Genomic DNA, 17676 nt, shown 5'->3' on the forward strand with positions numbered 1-17676 from the left:
CCGACGCGATCGCCAAGATCGCACTGCTTGCGAGCCTTGCCGGGCGTAATCGTTAAACTCGGCCCACTAATTCTGGAGAAACACACCATGGCAGCAAACTGGATGCGCCGCAGCCTCGTGGTCGCCGCTTGCGCGTCGGCCGCATTGCTCGCAGCCTGCGGATCGAGCACCACTGAATCGGCCCTTTCGCCGACGCGGTTCATCGCTTTCGGTGACGGCCTGACCGACGCCGGCCAAGGCGGCGGAGGCAAGTACTCCGTGAACGACGGCTCGATCAACAACTGGGCCATTCAACTGGCGTCCCGCTACGGCCAGAACATCACGCCGGCATCCGCTGGCGGCCTGGGCTATGCCCGCGGCAACGCCCGGGTCGTCGCCACGCCCGACGCGGCAGGCAACAGCGCCACCCTGACCGTCAAGCAGCAGATCGACGCGTTCCTGGCGAGCGGCCAGTTTGGCGGCGACGACCTGGTCCTGATCAGCGGCGGCGTGAGCGACGTGATCGTCGGCATGCGGGCCGTGCAGGCCGGCACGCAGACCGAAGAGGCCTATGTGGCCGCCATGCGCACGGCGGGCCAGGAATACGCCAAGCAGCTGCGCCGCCTGTCCGACGCGGGCGCGCGCCACATCGTGGCCACCGGCACCTACGACCTGAGCCGCTCGCCCTGGGCCACGGCCATCAACCGGACCGACCTGCTGAGCCGCGCGAGCAGCGCCTTCAACCAGGGCCTGCTGGTGGACATCGTCGATCTGGGCAGCACGGTGCTGTACGTCGATTCGGCCTACTACGTGAACCTGATGCAGGGCGGCCCGTCCGGCTACGGCTTCGACAACGCCACCACGCCGGTGTGCACCTCGGTGGATGCCGGCGCGGGCATCGGCATCGGCGCGGGCGAGGTCAACTCCTCGCTGTGCAACGTCTCCACCCTGCTGGCCGGCGCCAACCAGGACAAGTACCTGTTCGCCGACAAGGTCTATCTCACGCCCTCGGGCTATCGCCAGTTCGGCAACTACGCCTACGACCGCCTGCGCGTCCGCTGGTGAGCCCGACCAAGCCGGGGAGCCAGCGGCTTCCCGAGTCGCCCATGAAAAAGCCGACCTCCTGGGTCGGCTTTTTGCTGTGCGGCGACAGCCGGGTGCCTCGTGGGCGCCCCACTGCGCATTCCTGAGGAGGTATCAGAACCGGTAGCCGATTCCCACGGCGAAGACGTTCGGGTTGAGACGGATCGACACGCTTTGGCCGCTGGACAGGTGCGTGCGGGTCTTCAGGAAACTCTTGTAGTAGGCGGCGTCGACGAACCAGCGCTCGTTGAAGTTGTAGACGAAGCCGACCTGCGGCGTCAGGCCGAAGCGGTCGTCGATATCGGCCGTGGTCGGGTTGGCGGGCGTGCCCCCGCTCAGGGCGTTCAACGTGGCGGTGGTGCGTTCCTTGAAGAACTTCGCGTAGGTCACGCCCAGCCCCAGGTAGGGACGGAAGCTGGCGTTGGCCTCGCCAAAGCGGTATTGCGCGAACACGGTGGCGGGCAGCACCTTGGTTTCGCCCACCTTGCCCACGCCCGCGATCGCGCCGTCGCCGTAGAACGAGTGCTTGAAGGGCAGGCCGATGGGCACGTCGATGGCCCAGTGGTCGGTCAGCATGTAGTTCAGGCCGCCGGTCAGCGCGCTGGCGGGATCGACGTCCACGCGCGTGCCGGGAAAGCTCGGCGCGCTCAGGTCGCCGCTGCGCACCTGGGGCGCAATGTGGGTCGCGCCGATGCGCACGCTGAAGGTGCCGGCCACCTGTGCCTGCGCGGCCGTGGCGAGGAGGACGGTGGCGAGGGCCGCGCCGGCCCGGACGATGTGCTTGTTCATGGCGATGGGTTCCTGCTCCTGGGAGGTGGGGCCGAGGCCGTTCACAGCCAGCCGGCCTGCGAGAGGGCGCGCGACACCAGCTGGCCGACCAGCTGGTGGCCGTACGGCGTGGGATGGAAGCCGTCCGCGAAGCCGTAGGTCTGCCACCAGTTGCTGCCACCCGTGGCGCCGGCGGGCGGCGTGGCGGCCGACAGGGCGGCTGCGGTGCAGGACGGGAAGGTGTAGGTGGGCAGGCCGTCGCTGCCGACGCCGGTGGCCGGGCAGGCGGCCGTGGTCACGTTGGTCAGCTGGTACTGGGCGGGGTTGGTCGCCTGGTCCTTGAACGAGGAATAGAGGTCGGCGATCACGACGCGGCTGTCGCCCGCCACGCTGCCGGCCAGCTGTTGGTTGAACGCCTGCACCCAGCCGTCGAACACCGCTTCGGCCTGGGCTGCCGCGGTGGCGCCGTTGGCGGCCGCCACCGAGGCCAGCACTGCGCGGAAGCGCGGCGTGAGCGTGATGCCGGGCATGTTGACGATGGCGACGCGCTTGGCGCCCTTGTCCAGCGTGTTGGTCTTGATGGTCGTGGCGAACTGGCTGGCCAGCGTCTGCATGTAGCGCCCGCCGACCTGCGCCAGGCCGGTGGCACCGGCGGCGAAGGCGGCGTTCACCGTGGCGGTGTCCAGCACGGTGCTCAGCACGGCCCGGTAGGCGGCGGCGCCGTCGCGGGGCACCCGCAGGTAGGCACCGATCAGGTCGGCCGCGTCGTTGCCGCCGCCGTCGATCAGCACCAGCTCGCTGCCGTTGTAGCCCGCCGTGCCCGCATCCTGGATCTGGCGGGTGATGGACACCGGCGAGGCCGGGGCCGTGAAGTTGTTGATGCGCCCGCCGGCCACCGCGTAGTTGGTGCAGGTAGCGTTGACGCTGAAGCTGGTGCCGTTCGACGTGTAGTGCGGGCAGAGCGTCTGGCCGTACGTGGTGGCCACGCGCTCGGGCCAGATGGGGGTGGAGCCGGGGCCGGTCGGGGCCGAGCCCTGCACGGTGGCCTTGAAGCCGAAGGTGCCGCTGTCGGCCAGGCTGTCGCCCATCACGCGGACGGAATTCACGCTGACGGCCGTGGACGTATCGGAACCACCGCCGCCGCAGGCGGCCAGCAGGGCGGCGACGGCAGAGGCCACGGCGGCACGCGCCGCCCATTGCATGCGAGGTTTCATCTAACGACTCCTGTTATAAATAGAACGATCGTTCTTTTTTCCAAGGCCCATCGTAAGCCGGTACCTTGCGCGCGATGGAGCGGGTAAACACCGAGCAGGTGTATCAGGCTGTGGGCAGCGGTGCGGCTTGCCCGGATCAGTCCGGTCGGCCCGTGTCCGCCGCGGCCCATTCCACCAGCGCCTCGATGGCCGGCCGCGCTGCCGGCGCATTGGCATGGTTGACGAGGGCCACCAGCACGTAGCGCCGGCCGCTGGCGGCATGCACGTAGCCGGCCATGGCCGTCACGTCCCGCAGCGTGCCGGTCTTGAGGTGGGCGCTGCCGGTGGCCCGGCCCTGCGTGCGGCGCAGCGTGCCGTCCACCCCGACGATGGGCAGCGAGGCCATGAGCTCGGGCATGGCGGGCGACGCCCAGGCGGCCTGCAGCATGCGCGCCAGCGCCTGGGCGCTGACGCGGCCCTCGCGGCTCAGGCCCGCGCCGTTGTCCATCACCGGGGCGTCGCCCGACGCGCCGAAGCGCTGGCGCCACCACTGCCCGACCACCGACCGCGCGCCCTCGAAGGTGCCCACGCCGCCCCGCTGCAGTGCCAGCGTCAGGAACAGCTGCTGGGTCATCACGTTGTTGCTGTATTTGTTGATGTCGCGCACCACCTCGGCCAGCGCCGGCGAGCGCACGCTGAAGGCCGGCGCCAGGCCGGCCGGCACGCGGCCGTCGCGCACGCTGCCGGTGAGGCGGCCGCCCAGCTCGCGCCACATGCCTTCGACGGCGCGGGCCGCATAGCCGGCCGGGTCGGCCGGGGCCACCGCCCACTGCCGCTCGGCGCAGGCGGCGGGGTAGACGCCCTGGAAGGCCACCCGCGCGGGGTCGGTGAAGTCCGCCTGCAGCCCGGCGCGCCAGTCGCCACAGGCCGCGCCGGGCGCGGCCAGCGGCACCGTGGCCTGCCACTGCATCGGCGACAGGGGCGGCTCGTAGCTCACGCGGGCGACGCCGGCCTGTACGTCGGGCAGGAAGGTCATCGCCAGGGTCTTGTAGTTGATCAGGAGCGCGTCGGGCGCGGCGTTGTAGGGCCGCAGCGGCTCGCCGTCGAAAAGGCCCGCGTCGTGCGGCGGCACGGCGAATGCGCTGCGGTCGAGCACGATGTCGCCCACGATCACCTGCACGCCCTGCGCACGCAGCCGCTGCATCAGCAGCCAGAGGCGCTCCACGACCAGCTTCGGGTCGCCCTGGCCCTTGATGTACACGTTGCCGCGCAGGCTGCCGCCCTGGGGCACGGCGTCCAGGTACACGGGCGTTTCCCAGGTGAAGGCGGGGCCCAGCAGGTCGAGTGCGGCGTAGGTGGTGACCAGCTTCATCACCGAGGCCGGGTTGGCCGGCACCTGCGCCCGGTAGGCCAGCCGGGGCGGCACCCGGCCGTCCGCCTCCACCACCACGGCGGACAGCGCTTCGCGCGGCACCTTGGCGCGCAGCAGGGCCGCATCGACGGCGGGCGGCAGGGCCGGCAAGGCCGCCGCTGCAGCCACCGCCGGAGCGGTGGGCGCGGGAGCCTGGGCCCGGGCGGGCGATGCGGCCAGAGCCGAGAGAAGGGACACAAGGGACAGAAGGGACAGCAGGGCGACGCCGCCGGCCACCGGCGTGCGTGGGGAAGGCCAGGAACGCGCCTGCCGGGCGCTGGAGAATGAAACCATGCGGCAAAGTCTAGCGTTCGCCCGCGGCAGACCCCGACCCCGGGCCGGGCGCCGATAATCGGCAGCCGCCCTTTTCCCTGCCATGCCGGTCGCGGCCGTTCCGCAACGAACGGCCCGGCCCTGCCCCTCATCCATGCCACTGCTCGCCTTCGACACCAGCACCGACACCCTGTTCATCGCCGTGCAGCGCGACGCGCAGGTGTACGAGCATCGCGGGCCCGGGGGCGCGCAGGCGTCGGCGACGCTCATTCCGGCGATCCGCGCACTGATGGCGCAAGCGGGCGTGGATTTCGACATGCTCGACGCCATCGTCTTCGGCCGCGGGCCCGGCTCCTTCACCGGGCTGCGCACCGCCTGCGCCGTGGCCCAGGGCCTGGCCTTCGGCGCACGCGGCGGCCAGGGCGTGCCAGTGCTGCCGGTGGACACCCTGCTGGCCGTGGCCGAGCAGGCCCGCGCCGAACACGGCTGCACGCAGGTGCTGGCGGTGCTGGACGCCCGCATGGACGAGGTCTATGCCGCTGCCTTCGACTACGGGGCGGACGGTCGCTGGCAGGCCCCCGCCGACTTCACGCTGTGCGCGCCACAGGCGCTGGCCGTGCCTGCAGGCTTCACGGTGGCGGGCAATGCGCAGGCGGCCTACGGCGACCGGCTGGCGCCCGCCGCGCCCCATGTGCCGGCCCTGCCGACGGCCACCGCGCTGCTGCGGCTGGCGCCGGCCCTGCTGGCGGCGGGCGACGCGCTGCCGGCCCAGGAGGCGCTGCCCCGCTACATCCGCGACAAGGTGGCGCAAACGACCGAAGAGCGCGCGGCCATCAAGCGTGCGGCGGCTGCGGCCGCTGCCGCAGTGGCGGCGCCCACCGCATGAGCGTGCCCGCCATGAGCGCCCTCCCCAGCCCGCCGCCCCCGGCCGCCGTGCCCGCCCCGCACACCACCGAGGCGCGCTTCGAGCCGCTCACGGTGCAGCGGCTCGACGCCCTGCTGGAGGTGGAAGCCGCTGCCTACACCCATCCCTGGACGCGCGGCAACTTCATCGACGCGATGGCGGCCGGCTACCAGGCGCAGCTGCTGATGGCCGGCGACACGCTGATCGGCTATTTCGTCGCCATGCGCGGCGTCGACGAGGTGCATCTGCTGAACATCACCGTGGCGCCCGCTTTCCAGCACCAGGGCTGGGCGCGGGTGATGCTGGACGCGCTGGCCCTGTGGTCGCGCGGCCAGCAGGCGCAGTGGCTGTGGCTGGAGGTGCGCATCGGCAACCTGCGCGCGCGGCAGATCTATGAAGCGCACGGCTACCAGGTGGTGGGCCAGCGCAAACGTTATTACCCCGCCCACGCCGACGAGCGCGAGGACGCCATCGTGATGAGTCTGAAACTATGAGCCTGGACCTCGACGCGCGCCAACGCGCCATGCTGCAGGAGATGGGCATTTCCGTCTGGGCGCCGCAGCCTGCTGCGCCCACCGTGCCCGCCACCGCCACCGCCGCCGCATCCGCGGCGATGGCCGCGCCCATGGCCGACGAGCAGGCCACCGCCCCGCTGCGGCCCGCCCCTGCCGCAACGCCGGCGCCGCTCGCCCAGCCGGCGCAGGCCGTGCCGGCACCGACGCGGGCACCCGCACCCGCACCCGCACCCGCAGCCACACCAGCGCCCGCGGTTGCGGCCCAGCCTCCGGCCGCGTCCGCCCCGGGCTCCGGCCTGGTCTGGCATGCCCCGGTCGCGGTCTATCCGCAGGCCGATCCGGCCGCCACGCCCACCTCGCTGGGGGCGGGCTGGCTGGTGGTAGTGGAAAGCGCCACGCCGGGCCAGCCGCTGCAGGGCGACGCGGGCCGGCTGCTGGACAACATGCTGCGCGCCATGCAGTTGCACAAGCATCCACGCACCCACGTCGCCACCCTGGGGCGTTCCGGTGGACCTTCGCCGGAAGGCTGCGCCGAGCCAGCCGACGGCATGGCGCAGGCACTGGAGCAGTTGCGCCCCGCGCTGGTGCTGGTGCTCGGCCTGGGCGCCGCCCGTGCGGTGCTGGGCAGCCGCGAGCCGCTGGGCCGGCTGCGGGCCGGCGTGCAGTCGCTGGCGGGCCCGGGCGACATGCGCGTGCCGGCCGTGGTGAGCTACGACCCGGCCTATCTGCTGCGTGCGCCCGACGCCAAGGCCGGCGCCTGGGCCGACCTGTGCCGGGCGCTGGCGCTGGTGCGCGGCGCCGCCTGAAACCCGGCTGCGCGCCCCGCCTGCCCGGGCCGCGCAGCCCCGTGGCGATGCCATAATTCGCCGCTTTCGTTGTTGACCAAAGCCAAGACCACACCCATGGAAACCTACCCTAGTTGGTAGCTTTCAGCTCCCGGCCGGTTCACTGCCACGGGGTTGAAAGCGCACCCCACGCCCCCCTCGCAGTCGACCCACAACACACCGGGAGTGAGCCCATGCTCAACATCTTTACGCTCGCCAACGGCCGGCTGGTCCAGGAAGAAATCGAGTCGCTGGAAGAGCTGGCGCAGTTCCAGCCCATCTGGGTCGATCTGGAATCGCCCACGCTGGAAGAAAAGCGCTGGATCAAGCAGCACTACGGCCTGTCCATCCCGGAAGACGCGATGGACGAGGACATCGAGGAATCCGCCCGCTTCTATGAAGAAGACAACGGCGAGCTGCACATCCGCAGCGACTTCCTGATCGACGACGACGAAGACCCGCGCTCGGTGCGGGTGGCCTTCATCCTGAACCTGGTCAACAACTCGCTCAAGAGCAAGGGCGTGCTGTTCTCCATCCACGACGAGGACGTGCCCGTCTTCCGCCTGCTGCGCATGCGCGCGCGCCGCGCGCCGGGGCTGATCGAGGACGCGCGCGAGGTGCTGCTGAAACTCTTCGACGCCGACGCCGAGTATTCGGCCGACACGCTGGAGAACATCTACGACGAGCTGAAGGAAGTCAGCACCCAGGTGCTGGCCGGCGACGTGACCGACACCCGCGCCGGCGAGGTGCTCTCGGCCATCGCCCGCCAGGAAGACCTGAACGGCCGCATCCGCCGCAACGTGATGGACACGCGCCGCGCCGTGAGCTTCATGATGCGCAGCAAGATGCTGAACGCCGAGCAGTTCGAGGAGGCCCGCCAGATCCTGCGCGACATCGAATCGCTGGACAACCACACGGCCTTCCTCTTCGACAAGATCAACTTCCTGATGGACGCCACGGTCGGCTTCATCAACATCAACCAGAACAAGATCATCAAGATCTTCTCGGTGGCGAGCGTCGCGCTGCTGCCGCCCACGCTGATCGCCAGCGTCTACGGCATGAACTTCCAGCACATGCCGGAACTGGGCTGGACCTACGGCTACGCCTACGGCATTGCGCTGATGGTGGCGAGCGCCGTGGGGCCGATGTGGTACTTCCGCAAGCGCGGCTGGTTGAAATAATCCCCCCCTGAGGCGCTGGCGCGCCATCCACCAAGGGGGACGACGCCAGTGGACCGGCGAAGCCGGATCCACGGCGCCTGCGGGCGAAGACATGCCCTGTGCCTGAAGCCGTCTTCGCGTGCATGCCGCAGGCCGCTGTTTTATTGGCATATCTGCCAGCAGCGCTTATTCCACCAGCGCCAACAGCTATTATTTTTATAGCAAACGCATGAATTCGCCGATGATCTCGTCCGCATAGCGGCTCGCGACCTCGGTGACGAAGCGGGTGAAGTCGACGTGCGCCGTGTCGTCGGCGCGGTCGGAGATGGTGCGCATGGCGGCGAAGGGCAGGCCGTAGTCGGCGCAGACCTGGGCCACGGCAGCGCCTTCCATTTCCACCGCCAGCACGTCGTGGCCCGCGGCGGACAGCGCCTGGCGCAAGCCACGTGCCGCATCGGCAGCCCCCACGAACACGTCGCCGCTGGCGATCAGGCCGCCATGGCGGCGTGGGCCGGCGGGCAAGCGGTTCAGGCAGGCGTCCACCGCGCGTTCCAGTTGCGCGGTCAGCGCCGGGTGGCAGGGCCAGCGGGTGCGGCCGTAGCCGGGCACTTCCCAGCGCGGAAAGAGCGGCGACGCGTCCATGTCGTGCTGCAGGAACTCCTCCGCCACCACCACGTCGCCCACCGCCACGCCCTCGCCCAGGCCGCCGGCCACGCCGGTGAAGACGATGCGCGCCACGCCGAAATGCTCGATCAGCGCGGTGGCCGTGGTGGCGGCCGCCACCTTGCCGATGCCCGAGAGCGCCAGCACCACGGAACGGCCCTGCAGCTCGCCACGCCAGAAGGCGCGGCCCGCATGCGCGATGCGCTGCGGGTGCGCGAGCGCATGCACCAGGCCGGCCTGTTCTTCGGGCAGGGCGCTGAGGATGGCGGTGGCCATGGGTGATGCCTCTGCTAGGCGAGGCACACGCCGGGCCGGCAGGCGCCGCGCGCGGGAATGCTCATTTCTTGTCGCGCAGTTCGCGGCGCAGGATCTTGCCCACCGGGGTCTTGGGCAGCTCGGTGCGGAACTCGATCACGCGGGGCTGCTTGTAGCCGGTGAGGTTGGCCTTGCAGAATTCGCGCACCTGGGCGTCGGTCAGCTCCGGGTCCTTCTTCACGATGACCAGCTTCACGGCCTCGCCGGTCTTCTCGTCGGGTACGCCCACCACGGCGCACTCCAGCACGCCCGGCAGCCCCGCCACCACGTCTTCCACCTCGTTCGGATAGACGTTGAAGCCGCTCACCAGCACCATGTCCTTCTTTCGGTCCACGATCTTGAAGAAGCCGCGCTCGTCCATCACGCCGATGTCGCCCGAACGGAAGTAGCCGTCGGCCGTCATCACCTTGGCGGTTTCATCGGGCCGCTGCCAGTAGCCCGCCATCACCTGCGGACCCTTGATGGCGATCTCGCCGGCCCGGCCCGCACCGACGACATCGTTGCCCTCGTCGTCGATCAGCTTCATGTAGGTGCTGGGGATCGGCACGCCGATGGTGCCGGTGAACGCGGTCGCCGTCACCGGGTTGCAGCTGGCCGAAGGGCTAGTTTCCGACAGGCCATAGCCCTCACAGATCGGGCAGCCGGTCTTCTCCAGCCAGAGCTTGGCCACGGCGCCCTGCACCGCCATGCCGCCGCCGACGGAAACGCGCAGGTTCTTCCAGTTCACCGTGTGGAAGTCGGGGTGGTTGGCCAGGCCGTTGAAGAGCGTGTTCACCGCCGGAAAGCTGTGGAAGGTGTGCTTGGAAAGCTCTTTCAACACCGCCGGCAGGTCGCGCGGGTTGGGGATGAGGATGGTCTTGCCGCCCGTGCGCAGCGACAGCATCATGTTCACCGTGAAGGCGAAGATGTGATAGAGCGGCAGCGCGCAGACGCTGGTGGGCTGCTCGCCCGCCGGCACCTTGGCCATCGCGGGCAGGTTCCAGGCCTCGGACTGCAGCACGTTGGCGATCACGTTGCGGTGCAGCAGCACGGCGCCCTTGGAGACTCCGGTGGTGCCGCCCGTGTACTGCAGCAGGGCGACGTCGCCCGGCTGGATGGCCGGCTCCACCAGCGCCGAGCCGGACGCACCCTTGGAGAGCGCGTCGTTGAAGCGCACGGCGCCGGCCAGGTCGAACTCCGGCACCAGCTTCTTCACGTTGCGCACCACGTAGTTCACCACCAGGCCCTTGAGGAAGCCCAGCCGGTCGCCCATGGAAGCCAGCACCACGTGCTTGACCTGCGTCTGCGCGATGCAGGACTGCAGCACCTTGGCGAAGTTCTCGATGATGACGATGGCCTTGGCGCCCGAATCCTTGAGCTGGTGCTCCAGCTCGCGCGCCGTATAGAGCGGGTTCACGTTCACCACCACGAAGCCTGCGCGCAGCACGGCCGCCACCGCCACCGGGTACTGGGGCACGTTGGGCATCATCAGCGCGACGCGGTCGCCCTTGACCAGGCCCAGGCTCTGCAGGTAGGCGGCCAGATGGCGGCTCTGCGTGTCGGTCTCCGCATAGGTCACGTCGCGGCCCATGAAGCTGTAGGCGACGCGGTCGGCGTATTGGCGGAAGGCCTCCTGCATCAGCACGACCAGCGATGGATATTGCGCTGCGTCGATGTCGGCAGGAACGCCCTGCGGATAGGCGGCGAGCCACGGTCGGTCGGTCATGCTTGTCTCTCCAGTTCTTGTTCGGTCAGGTGGAATGCCGCGCATTGTCTCTGCGCGGGCACGGGCGGCGTGTCGGTACTTTCGCTAGCGCATTCGCGGGGCGCCCGGGCCCGCAGAGCGCTCACCGGCGCTCACCGGCGCTCAACGCGGCACGGTGAACGGGAACGGCGGCACGACGAAGCGGCCGTCCATCATGCCCGTGCTCAGGCGCGCGGCCTCGGCCAGCTTTTCGCCGTAGGCGAGAGCGGGCCGGCCGGCGACGAGGAATTCCTCGTTGTTGCGCGTGTCGGGGCGCAGCAGGCGCTGGTCGGCCACCACGTCCACGGCGATGAAGGCGCCGCCCGTGCCGGCATAGCGAAAGAGGATGTGCGAATACGGCCTGGGCAGCTCGATCTTGTGGCGCGCCATCCATTCGGCCAGCCGCGGGCGGTTCTCGCCCAGGTAGTTGGCCGTGTCGGCCCGGCGCTTGTAGCGCAGGCAGTCGATGCGCACGGGGCTGCCCTGCGCGGCGTCCTGCACCTCCACGCCGTCCTGGCGCGGGCACGGCGCGGTCCAGAACGTGGTGTCGCGCAGGTAGTTGGAGCTGTTGGTCTGCACCAGCATCACGGCCAGCAGTTCCCTGGCCGGGCCGCGCAGGCCCATGGCCACCATGCTGAGCGGAATGTCGTTGGCGGTGTCGTCCGGCAGCACGTCGATCACCTCGTCGGCGCGGCCGAGCGGCTCCCAGCTGGCGCCCAGGGGCATTTCCAGCTGGGCGCGGCCCACGCGCGGGAGGTCGGGTTGCAGCGGCGCGCAGGCGGCCAGGCTCAGGGCGGCAGCGGCGATCAGCACCGGGGCCAGGGCGGCGCGGCCGGTACGGAAAAACTGGGGCATGGAAACGGTCCTCGTTGGTCGGAGCTTCGCGCAGCCGACGCCGGGGAGCCAGAGGTCCTCCGCCAGGCGCGTGCGCTCGATGGGCTGGAAGGTTACCTGATCGCACCAAGCGCCCTGCGCAAAAACGCAAAAGGCCCGGGGCGCTCGATGGCGCCGCCGGGCCCGGGCCGCCCCGCCGGCCAGGAGCTTCCTGCGCCGCCGGGGTTGCGGTCAGCCGATTATCAGTTCACCACCTGGGCCAGCGAGCCGGCGGCGTAGCGCGCGGCCATGTCCTGCAGGCTGTGGCCCTTGACCTTGGCGCCCTGGCCTTCGCAGCCGAACTCGATGTAGCGCTGCTTGCAGATCTGCTTGGCGGCTTCGCGGGCCGGCTTGAGCCACTCGCGGGCGTCGAACTTGTCGGGGTTCTCGGCCAGGAACTTGCGCACCGCGCCGGTCATCGCCAGGCGGATGTCGGTGTCGATGTTGATCTTGCGCACGCCGTACTTGATGGCTTCCTGGATCTCCTCGACCGGCACGCCGTAGGTTTCCTTCATCTTGCCGCCGTACTGGTTGATGATGGCCAGCAGCTCGGCGGGCACCGACGAGGAGCCGTGCATCACCAGGTGGGTGTTGGGGATGCGCTGGTGGATTTCCTTCACGCGGCTGATGGCCAGGATGTCGCCCGTGGGCTTGCGGCTGAACTTGTAGGCGCCGTGGCTGGTGCCGATGGCGATGGCCAGCGCGTCGAGCTGGGTGGCCTTGACGAAGGTGGCCGCCTCTTCCGGATCGGTCAGCATCTGGCTGTGGTCGAGCTTCACGTCGGCGCCGATGCCGTCTTCCTCGCCCGCATCGCCGGTCTCCAGGTTGCCCAGGCAGCCGAGTTCGCCTTCCACCGTTGCGCCCACCTTGTGAGCCATCTCGACGACCTTGCGCGTGACGTCCACGTTGTAGTCGAACGAGGACGGCGTCTTGCCGTCGGACCTCAGCGAGCCGTCCATCATCACCGAGCCGAAGCCCAGGTTCAGCGCGCCCTGGCAGATCTCGGGGCTGGTGCCGTGGTCCTGGTGCATCACCAGCGGGATCTGCGGGTACATCTCGGCGGCCGCCTGGATCAGGTGCTTGATGAACGCCTCGCCGGCATATTTGCGGGCACCTGCGCTGGCCTGCAGGATCACGGGTGCGCCGGTTTCCTTGGCAGCTTCCATCACGGCCTGCACCTGTTCCAGGTTGTTCACGTTGAAGGCGGGAATGCCATAGCTGTTTTCAGCGGCATGGTCGAGCAGTTCGCGCATCGAGACGAGAGGCATGGGATAGGTCCGTTCAGAGGAGATGAAGGAGGGCCGGTGGCCCGGAACGGCGGAGCCGCGGGGAGCCGGTAACCGCTTGGTAACCGGTGATTTTATCCCTCCTGCGTGTCAGCCGAATTCGCCAATGCGATCCGCCAGCAGGTGGTGAAGGGGGCCGGGGCGGGTGCGGGGCCGAAGCTGCCGCCATGCACCTGCGCGACGCGGGTGACGATCTCGTGGCCCAGGCGCAGGCTGTCCACCGGCGGGGTGTGGGGCGGCGTGCCCGCGCGGGCGCCGTCGTCGCACACCTGCAGCCAGGCGGCGGGCGCCGGATCGCTTCCCGCGGCGGCGGCGGCAGCGGCGTCGGGGGGCACGCCGCTGCCGACCTGCACCTCGATGCGCGTGCCGGCGGGCGTGTGGCGCAGCGCGTTTTCGAGCAGGTTGCGCACGGCCAGCTCCAGCAGCACCGCGTTGCCGTGCAGCACGGCAGGCGACGGCGCCACCACCGCGATGCTGCCGCCGTGCTCCCACGCGGCCTGGGCGTAGTCGGCGCTCACCTGCCGGGCCAGCGCCGCCAGGTCCACCGCGTCCGACTCCTGCAGCCGCGCACGGCTGGTGCGCGCCAGCGCCAGCAGCTGGTTCAGCACGTGGCCGGCGCGCAGCGCGTCGCGGCCGATGCGGCCCAGCGCCTCGGCGTGCTGCTCGGGCGGCAGCCCGCGCGCCAGCGCATCGGCGTTCAGCACGATGGAGGACAGCGGCGTGCGCAGCTCGTGCGCCACCTCGTTGGCCAGCCGGCGCTCGCGCGCCAGCACCGCCTGCTGCCGGTCCAGCAGCGTGTTGATCGACGCGACCACCGGCGCGAATTCGCGCAGCGGCGTGCGCGCGGCCAGCCGCTGGGTGCCCGCCACGTCCAGCGCAGCCACGTCGTGCGACAGCGTGTAGAGCGGCCGCAGCCCGCGCCGCACGGCCAGCCCCAGGGCCAGCGCCACCACCGGCAGCAGCCAGAGGCCGGGCTCGATCATCTGGCCGGCGATGTCTTCGGCCAGGTCGTCGCGCTCCTGCAGTTCGAGCAGCACCATCACCTTGCGGTCATGCGCCGCGTCCCACTGGGAGAAGGCGCGCCAGGCCGGCGTGGCGGGCACGCCGTGGCTGATGTCGGCAAAGCCTTCCGGCGTCTCGAAGGCGGGCAGCGGGGCGGTGCCGGTATGCGTCAGCAGGCGGCCGGTGGCGTCCCACTGCGTCACGCTCAGCGACTGCTGGTAGTCGTGCGCCTTCAGCCACGGCATGTCGGTGCGCTGGGTGGCGCGGGTGGAATCCACGGCCGCGCCGGGCGCCAGGTTGAGCAGCAGCGCGGCCACGCTGGCGAGGTGGCCGTCGGTCAGCTCGTCCGCCTCCTGCACGCCGGTCTGGTATGCCATGACCACGAAGCTGCCCCACACGAGGACCAGCGCGCCCAGCGTCCAGCACAGCAGCAGCCAGGTCAGCGACCGCTGCCGGCGGCCCGGGGCGGCGGCGGCCCGCGCGGGCGGGGGCGGGACGGCGCCCGGGTCGGCCACGGACGTGGCGGCGGGGGAGCCGGCGGGGGTGGTGGCGGGCCGGGAAGACGGGCTCATGCCGCTGACTCCGCAGGAATGAAGTAGCCCACGCCGCGCATCGTCACGATGCGGTCGTTGCCCAGCTTGCGGCGCAGGTGGTGGATGTGCACCTCGATGGTGTTGCTCTCCACCGCCGTCTGCCAGCTGTAGAGGCGCTCCTCGATCTGCTGGCGCGACAGCACGCGGCCGCGCGACTCCAGCAGCACCCGCAGCACCGAGAATTCGCGCGGCGACATGTCCACCAGCACGCCCGCGCGCCGCACGGTGCGCGCCGCCGGGTCCACCTCCAGGTCGCCGTGGCGGATGGTGGGTGCAGCGCGCCCGGCCGAGCGGCGCAGCAGGGCGCGCAGCCGGGCCTCCAGTTCGTCCACGTCGAAGGGCTTGGTCAGATAGTCGTCCGCGCCCAGGTCGAGCCCGGCGATGCGCTGGCGCACCTGGTCGCGCGCGGTCAGGATCATCACGGGCGTGGCCGGGTCGGGCAAAGTGCCTTCGCCGGGCGCCGGCGCGGGGCTGGCCCGCAGGCGCTGCAGCAGTTCGCCGCCGTCCAGGTCCGGCAGGCCCAGGTCGAGCAGCACGGCCGAGAAGGCCTCGGCGCGCAGCGCGCTCCATGCCGCGGCCACGCTGCCGCACACGTCCACCGCATAGCCACGCTGCTGCAGCGTGGCGCTCAGGCCACCGGCAATGCCGGCATCGTCTTCCACCACCAGGATTCGCATGGGGCGATTGTGGCGCGGCCGGCGGCCGTCCGGGGGAGGGATCGGCTCGGCCTGCCCGCGCCGACCCCATAAGGCGGCGTTAAGCCCGCGCGGATAAGGTGCGCGCCATACCGCACTCCACCCCTGCCATGCCGCCCGCCGACCTCCTGGCCCCGCCCGCGCATCCTGCGCCGCAACCCGCCTCCGCCGCTTCGTCCGATCCAGCTGCCCGCACGCCTCGCGCGCCCCGCAGCGGCTGGCAAGACCCTGCCCTGCTGGCCATTCCCGCCGCGGCCCTGCTGCTGGCGCTCTGGGACACGACGCCGCTCGACCTGCTGCTGGCGCAGCGTTTCAGCACGGGCGGCGGCTTTCCGCTGCGCGAGTCGTGGTGGCTGTCGAAACTGCTGCACGACGACGTGCGGCGGCTGGCCTGGGCCGCAGCCACGGCGCTGGTGGTGGGCGTATGGCTGCCCTGGGGCCCGCTGCGGCGCATCGACCTGCCACGCCGCGCCGCGCTGGCCGTGGGGCTGCTGCTGTCGCTGGCGCTGGTCTCGGCCGGCAAGGCGCTCAGCCACACCAGCTGCCCCTGGGATCTGGCGCAGTTCGGCGGCGCGGCGCGCTACGTGTCGCACTGGCACTGGGGCCTCAGGGACGGGGGCAGCGGCCACTGCTTCCCGGGCGGCCATGCGTCGGCCGGCTTCGCCTTCCTGTCGCTCTACTTCGCCTGGCGCGACGACGCACCGCGCCTGGCGCGCATCTGCCTGGTGGCAGCGTTGCTGGGCGGGCTGGCGCTGGGCGCCGTGCAGCAGCTGCGCGGCGCGCATTTCCTGAGCCACAACCTCTGGACGGCCTGGCTCTGCTGGACGACCTGCTGGGCCGTGGACGCCGTGCGGCGGCGCTGGTTCGGCCCGGCCCGCCCGCTTGCGGATGCGAACGCGGAGACCGGGGCGCCAGGCGTCTTCATTGCCCCCGTCAGTTCGCCCGGCAGATCTTGAGCATGTTCGTGCCGCCCGGCGCGCCCATGGGCTCGCCGCAGGTGATCACGTACAGGTCGCCCTGCTGCACGATATTGCGAGTCTTCAGGTGCCCTTCGGCCTGTTCCAGCGCGGTGTCGCGGTCCACGCTGGTGTCCATCAGCAGCGGGCGCACGTTGCGGTACATGGCCATCTTGCGCTGCGTGGCCACCTTCGGCGTCAGCGCGTAGATCGGGATGTGGATGCGGTGGCGGCTCATCCAGAGGGCCGTGGAGCCGCTGTCCGTGAGCGCCACCAGCGCCTTGGCGCCCAGGTGGTGGGCCGTGAACAGCGCGCCCATGGCGATGGACTGGTCGATGCGGCCCAGCGTCTGGCCGATGAAGTCGGAATCGCGCTCGGGGTCTTCCGCGGCCTCGGCGGCGGCGCAGATCTTGGCCATTTCCTCCACGGTTTCCAGCGGGTAGCGGCCGGCGGCGGTTTCGGCGCTCAGCATCACGGCGTCGGTGCCGTCCAGCACGGCGTTGGCCACGTCGCTCACCTCGGCGCGCGTCGGCACGGCATTGGTGATCATGCTCTCCATCATCTGCGTGGCGGTGATGACGACCTTGTCCATGTCGCGCGCCATGCGGATCATCTTCTTTTGCAGCGCGGGCACCGCCGCGTTGCCCACCTCCACCGCCAGGTCGCCGCGCGCCACCATGATGCCGTCGGACACGCGCAGGATCTCTTCCAGCAGCGGCACCGCCTCGGCCCGCTCGATCTTGGCGATCAGGCCCGGACGGTGGCGGTATTCGCCCGCCGCCACGTTGCACAGCTGGCGCGCCATCTCCATGTCGGTGGCGTTCTTCGGGAAGCTCACGGCCACGTAGTCGGCCTGGAAGCTCATCGCGGTCTTGATGTCTTCCATGTCCTTGGCCGTCAGGGCCGGCGCGGTGAGGCCCCCGCCCTGCTTGTTGATGCCCTTGTTGTTGGACAGCTCGCCGCCGATCTTCACGGTGGTGTGCACCGCTTCGCCGCGCACGGCGGTCACCACCATCACGATCAGCCCGTCGTTGAGCAGCAGCACGTCGCCGGCCTTCACGTCGCGCGGCAGTTCCTTGTAGTCCAGGCCCACGCCGTTGATGTCGCCCGGCTCCATGCGCGAGGCGTCCAGCACGAAGGGCTGGCCGGCCTGCAGCATGACGCGGCCTTCGGCGAACTTGCCGACGCGGATCTTCGGCCCCTGCAGGTCGGCCATGATGGCCACCTCGCGGCCGGCGCGCTGCGCGGCCTCGCGCACGGCGGCGGCCCGGTCGATGTGGTCCTGCGCCTTGCCGTGGCTGAAGTTCAGCCGCACCACGTTGACGCCGGCGCGGATCATCTGCTCCAGCAGTTGCGGGTCGCTGGAGGCGGGCCCGAGGGTGGCGACGATCTTGGTGGCGCGGCGGATCTGCATGGTTTGTCTCTTCCTGGTTCGGCGATGTAATCGGATTTCAATTCTG

The 17676-nt window shown here is 70.7% G+C and carries 16 protein-coding genes; 6 read left to right on the top strand and 10 right to left on the bottom strand.

All coding sequences use genetic code 11. The features are described from left to right. Window positions 1-87: 87 nt before the first annotated feature. The gene (locus tag ASF94_RS16635) at window positions 88-1044 is read left to right on the top strand and encodes an SGNH/GDSL hydrolase family protein (protein ID WP_056668959.1); all 957 of its coding nucleotides are present in this window, start codon (window positions 88-90) and stop codon (window positions 1042-1044) included. A gap of 132 nt (window positions 1045-1176) precedes the next feature. Here ASF94_RS16635 and ASF94_RS16640 read toward each other — a convergent pair whose 3' ends face one another. The 3 genes from ASF94_RS16640 to dacB form a co-directional block, all read right to left on the bottom strand. Continuing rightward, window positions 1177-1851, bottom strand: coding sequence for an OmpW family protein (locus ASF94_RS16640; RefSeq protein WP_056669378.1), 675 nt, complete (start codon window positions 1849-1851; stop codon window positions 1177-1179). Window positions 1852-1892: 41 nt separating this feature from the next. Further along, window positions 1893-3044, bottom strand: coding sequence for an SGNH/GDSL hydrolase family protein (locus tag ASF94_RS16645; protein ID WP_156382570.1), 1152 nt, complete (start codon window positions 3042-3044; stop codon window positions 1893-1895). A 136-nt stretch (window positions 3045-3180) separates the two neighbouring features. After that, window positions 3181-4728, bottom strand: a complete 1548-nt coding sequence (gene dacB / locus ASF94_RS16650; protein ID WP_235505407.1) for a D-alanyl-D-alanine carboxypeptidase/D-alanyl-D-alanine-endopeptidase — start codon at window positions 4726-4728, stop codon at window positions 3181-3183. 133 nt (window positions 4729-4861) lie between these two features. Between dacB and tsaB the strand changes: the two genes are divergently transcribed. From tsaB to corA, 4 genes are all read left to right on the top strand, one after another. Next, entirely contained in the window at window positions 4862-5593 is a 732-nt protein-coding gene (gene tsaB, locus ASF94_RS16655; RefSeq protein ID WP_056668967.1) for a tRNA (adenosine(37)-N6)-threonylcarbamoyltransferase complex dimerization subunit type 1 TsaB, read from the top strand. An 11-nt stretch (window positions 5594-5604) separates the two neighbouring features. Beyond that, window positions 5605-6105, top strand: coding sequence for a ribosomal protein S18-alanine N-acetyltransferase (gene rimI, locus ASF94_RS16660; RefSeq protein WP_056669381.1), 501 nt, complete (start codon window positions 5605-5607; stop codon window positions 6103-6105). Then, window positions 6102-6932 carry a uracil-DNA glycosylase family protein gene (locus ASF94_RS16665; RefSeq protein ID WP_056668970.1) on the top strand — a complete coding sequence of 277 codons (831 nt, stop codon included), beginning with the start codon at window positions 6102-6104 and terminating at the stop codon, window positions 6930-6932. The genes rimI and ASF94_RS16665 overlap by 4 nt, the downstream gene beginning before the upstream one ends. A 212-nt stretch (window positions 6933-7144) precedes the next feature. Further along, window positions 7145-8131: a magnesium/cobalt transporter CorA gene (gene corA, locus ASF94_RS16670; protein WP_056668972.1), complete on the top strand. Its 987-nt coding sequence runs from the start codon at window positions 7145-7147 to the stop codon at window positions 8129-8131. 195 nt (window positions 8132-8326) lie between these two features. Here corA and ASF94_RS16675 read toward each other — a convergent pair whose 3' ends face one another. From ASF94_RS16675 to ASF94_RS16700, 6 genes are all read right to left on the bottom strand, one after another. After that, a complete protein-coding gene (locus ASF94_RS16675) occupies window positions 8327-9049 on the bottom strand; it encodes a 5'-methylthioadenosine/adenosylhomocysteine nucleosidase (RefSeq protein ID WP_056668975.1) in 723 nt (240 codons plus the stop codon). A 61-nt stretch (window positions 9050-9110) separates the two neighbouring features. Beyond that, on the bottom strand, window positions 9111-10793 hold the full coding sequence (locus ASF94_RS16680; protein WP_056668978.1) for a long-chain-fatty-acid--CoA ligase: 1683 nt from the start codon (window positions 10791-10793) through the stop codon (window positions 9111-9113). Between the two features lie 141 nt (window positions 10794-10934). Further along, window positions 10935-11666, bottom strand: coding sequence for a hypothetical protein (locus ASF94_RS16685; RefSeq protein ID WP_056668982.1), 732 nt, complete (start codon window positions 11664-11666; stop codon window positions 10935-10937). A gap of 221 nt (window positions 11667-11887) precedes the next feature. After that, a complete protein-coding gene (gene fba / locus ASF94_RS16690) occupies window positions 11888-12952 on the bottom strand; it encodes a class II fructose-bisphosphate aldolase (protein WP_056668985.1) in 1065 nt (354 codons plus the stop codon). 92 nt (window positions 12953-13044) lie between these two features. Continuing rightward, window positions 13045-14544, bottom strand: coding sequence for a histidine kinase dimerization/phospho-acceptor domain-containing protein (locus tag ASF94_RS16695; RefSeq protein WP_082493365.1), 1500 nt, complete (start codon window positions 14542-14544; stop codon window positions 13045-13047). Then, window positions 14541-15242 carry a response regulator transcription factor gene (locus ASF94_RS16700; RefSeq protein ID WP_056668988.1) on the bottom strand — a complete coding sequence of 234 codons (702 nt, stop codon included), beginning with the start codon at window positions 15240-15242 and terminating at the stop codon, window positions 14541-14543. The genes ASF94_RS16695 and ASF94_RS16700 overlap by 4 nt, the downstream gene beginning before the upstream one ends. A 128-nt stretch (window positions 15243-15370) precedes the next feature. On the opposite strand from ASF94_RS16700, the gene ASF94_RS16705 reads away from it, so the two are divergent. Beyond that, window positions 15371-16216: a phosphatase PAP2 family protein gene (locus tag ASF94_RS16705; protein ID WP_056668991.1), complete on the top strand. Its 846-nt coding sequence runs from the start codon at window positions 15371-15373 to the stop codon at window positions 16214-16216. Here the strand turns inward: ASF94_RS16705 and pyk are convergent. Continuing rightward, window positions 16194-17630, bottom strand: coding sequence for a pyruvate kinase (gene pyk / locus ASF94_RS16710; RefSeq protein ID WP_056668995.1), 1437 nt, complete (start codon window positions 17628-17630; stop codon window positions 16194-16196). The two genes, ASF94_RS16705 and pyk, sit on opposite strands and share 23 nt — an antisense overlap. Between the last annotated feature and the right edge of the window lie 46 nt (window positions 17631-17676).

Source organism: Acidovorax sp. Leaf160 (assembly GCF_001424265.1).
GTDB lineage: Bacteria > Pseudomonadota > Gammaproteobacteria > Burkholderiales > Burkholderiaceae_C > Paracidovorax.

What these genes read in the sequence shown, in the direction of transcription:
- ASF94_RS16635 (WP_056668959.1), top strand. Translation starts at nt 88, where the DNA reads ATGGCAGCAAACTGGATGCGCCGCAGCCTCGTGGTCGCCGCTTGCGCG.
- ASF94_RS16640 (WP_056669378.1), bottom strand. Translation starts at nt 1,851, where the DNA reads ATGAACAAGCACATCGTCCGGGCCGGCGCGGCCCTCGCCACCGTCCTC.
- ASF94_RS16645 (WP_156382570.1), bottom strand. Translation starts at nt 3,044, where the DNA reads ATGAAACCTCGCATGCAATGGGCGGCGCGTGCCGCCGTGGCCTCTGCC.
- dacB (WP_235505407.1), bottom strand. Translation starts at nt 4,728, where the DNA reads ATGGTTTCATTCTCCAGCGCCCGGCAGGCGCGTTCCTGGCCTTCCCCA.
- tsaB (WP_056668967.1), top strand. Translation starts at nt 4,862, where the DNA reads ATGCCACTGCTCGCCTTCGACACCAGCACCGACACCCTGTTCATCGCC.
- rimI (WP_056669381.1), top strand. Translation starts at nt 5,605, where the DNA reads ATGAGCGCCCTCCCCAGCCCGCCGCCCCCGGCCGCCGTGCCCGCCCCG.
- ASF94_RS16665 (WP_056668970.1), top strand. Translation starts at nt 6,102, where the DNA reads ATGAGCCTGGACCTCGACGCGCGCCAACGCGCCATGCTGCAGGAGATG.
- corA (WP_056668972.1), top strand. Translation starts at nt 7,145, where the DNA reads ATGCTCAACATCTTTACGCTCGCCAACGGCCGGCTGGTCCAGGAAGAA.
- ASF94_RS16675 (WP_056668975.1), bottom strand. Translation starts at nt 9,049, where the DNA reads ATGGCCACCGCCATCCTCAGCGCCCTGCCCGAAGAACAGGCCGGCCTG.
- ASF94_RS16680 (WP_056668978.1), bottom strand. Translation starts at nt 10,793, where the DNA reads ATGACCGACCGACCGTGGCTCGCCGCCTATCCGCAGGGCGTTCCTGCC.
- ASF94_RS16685 (WP_056668982.1), bottom strand. Translation starts at nt 11,666, where the DNA reads ATGCCCCAGTTTTTCCGTACCGGCCGCGCCGCCCTGGCCCCGGTGCTG.
- fba (WP_056668985.1), bottom strand. Translation starts at nt 12,952, where the DNA reads ATGCCTCTCGTCTCGATGCGCGAACTGCTCGACCATGCCGCTGAAAAC.
- ASF94_RS16695 (WP_082493365.1), bottom strand. Translation starts at nt 14,544, where the DNA reads ATGAGCCCGTCTTCCCGGCCCGCCACCACCCCCGCCGGCTCCCCCGCC.
- ASF94_RS16700 (WP_056668988.1), bottom strand. Translation starts at nt 15,242, where the DNA reads ATGCGAATCCTGGTGGTGGAAGACGATGCCGGCATTGCCGGTGGCCTG.
- ASF94_RS16705 (WP_056668991.1), top strand. Translation starts at nt 15,371, where the DNA reads ATGCCGCCCGCCGACCTCCTGGCCCCGCCCGCGCATCCTGCGCCGCAA.
- pyk (WP_056668995.1), bottom strand. Translation starts at nt 17,630, where the DNA reads ATGCAGATCCGCCGCGCCACCAAGATCGTCGCCACCCTCGGGCCCGCC.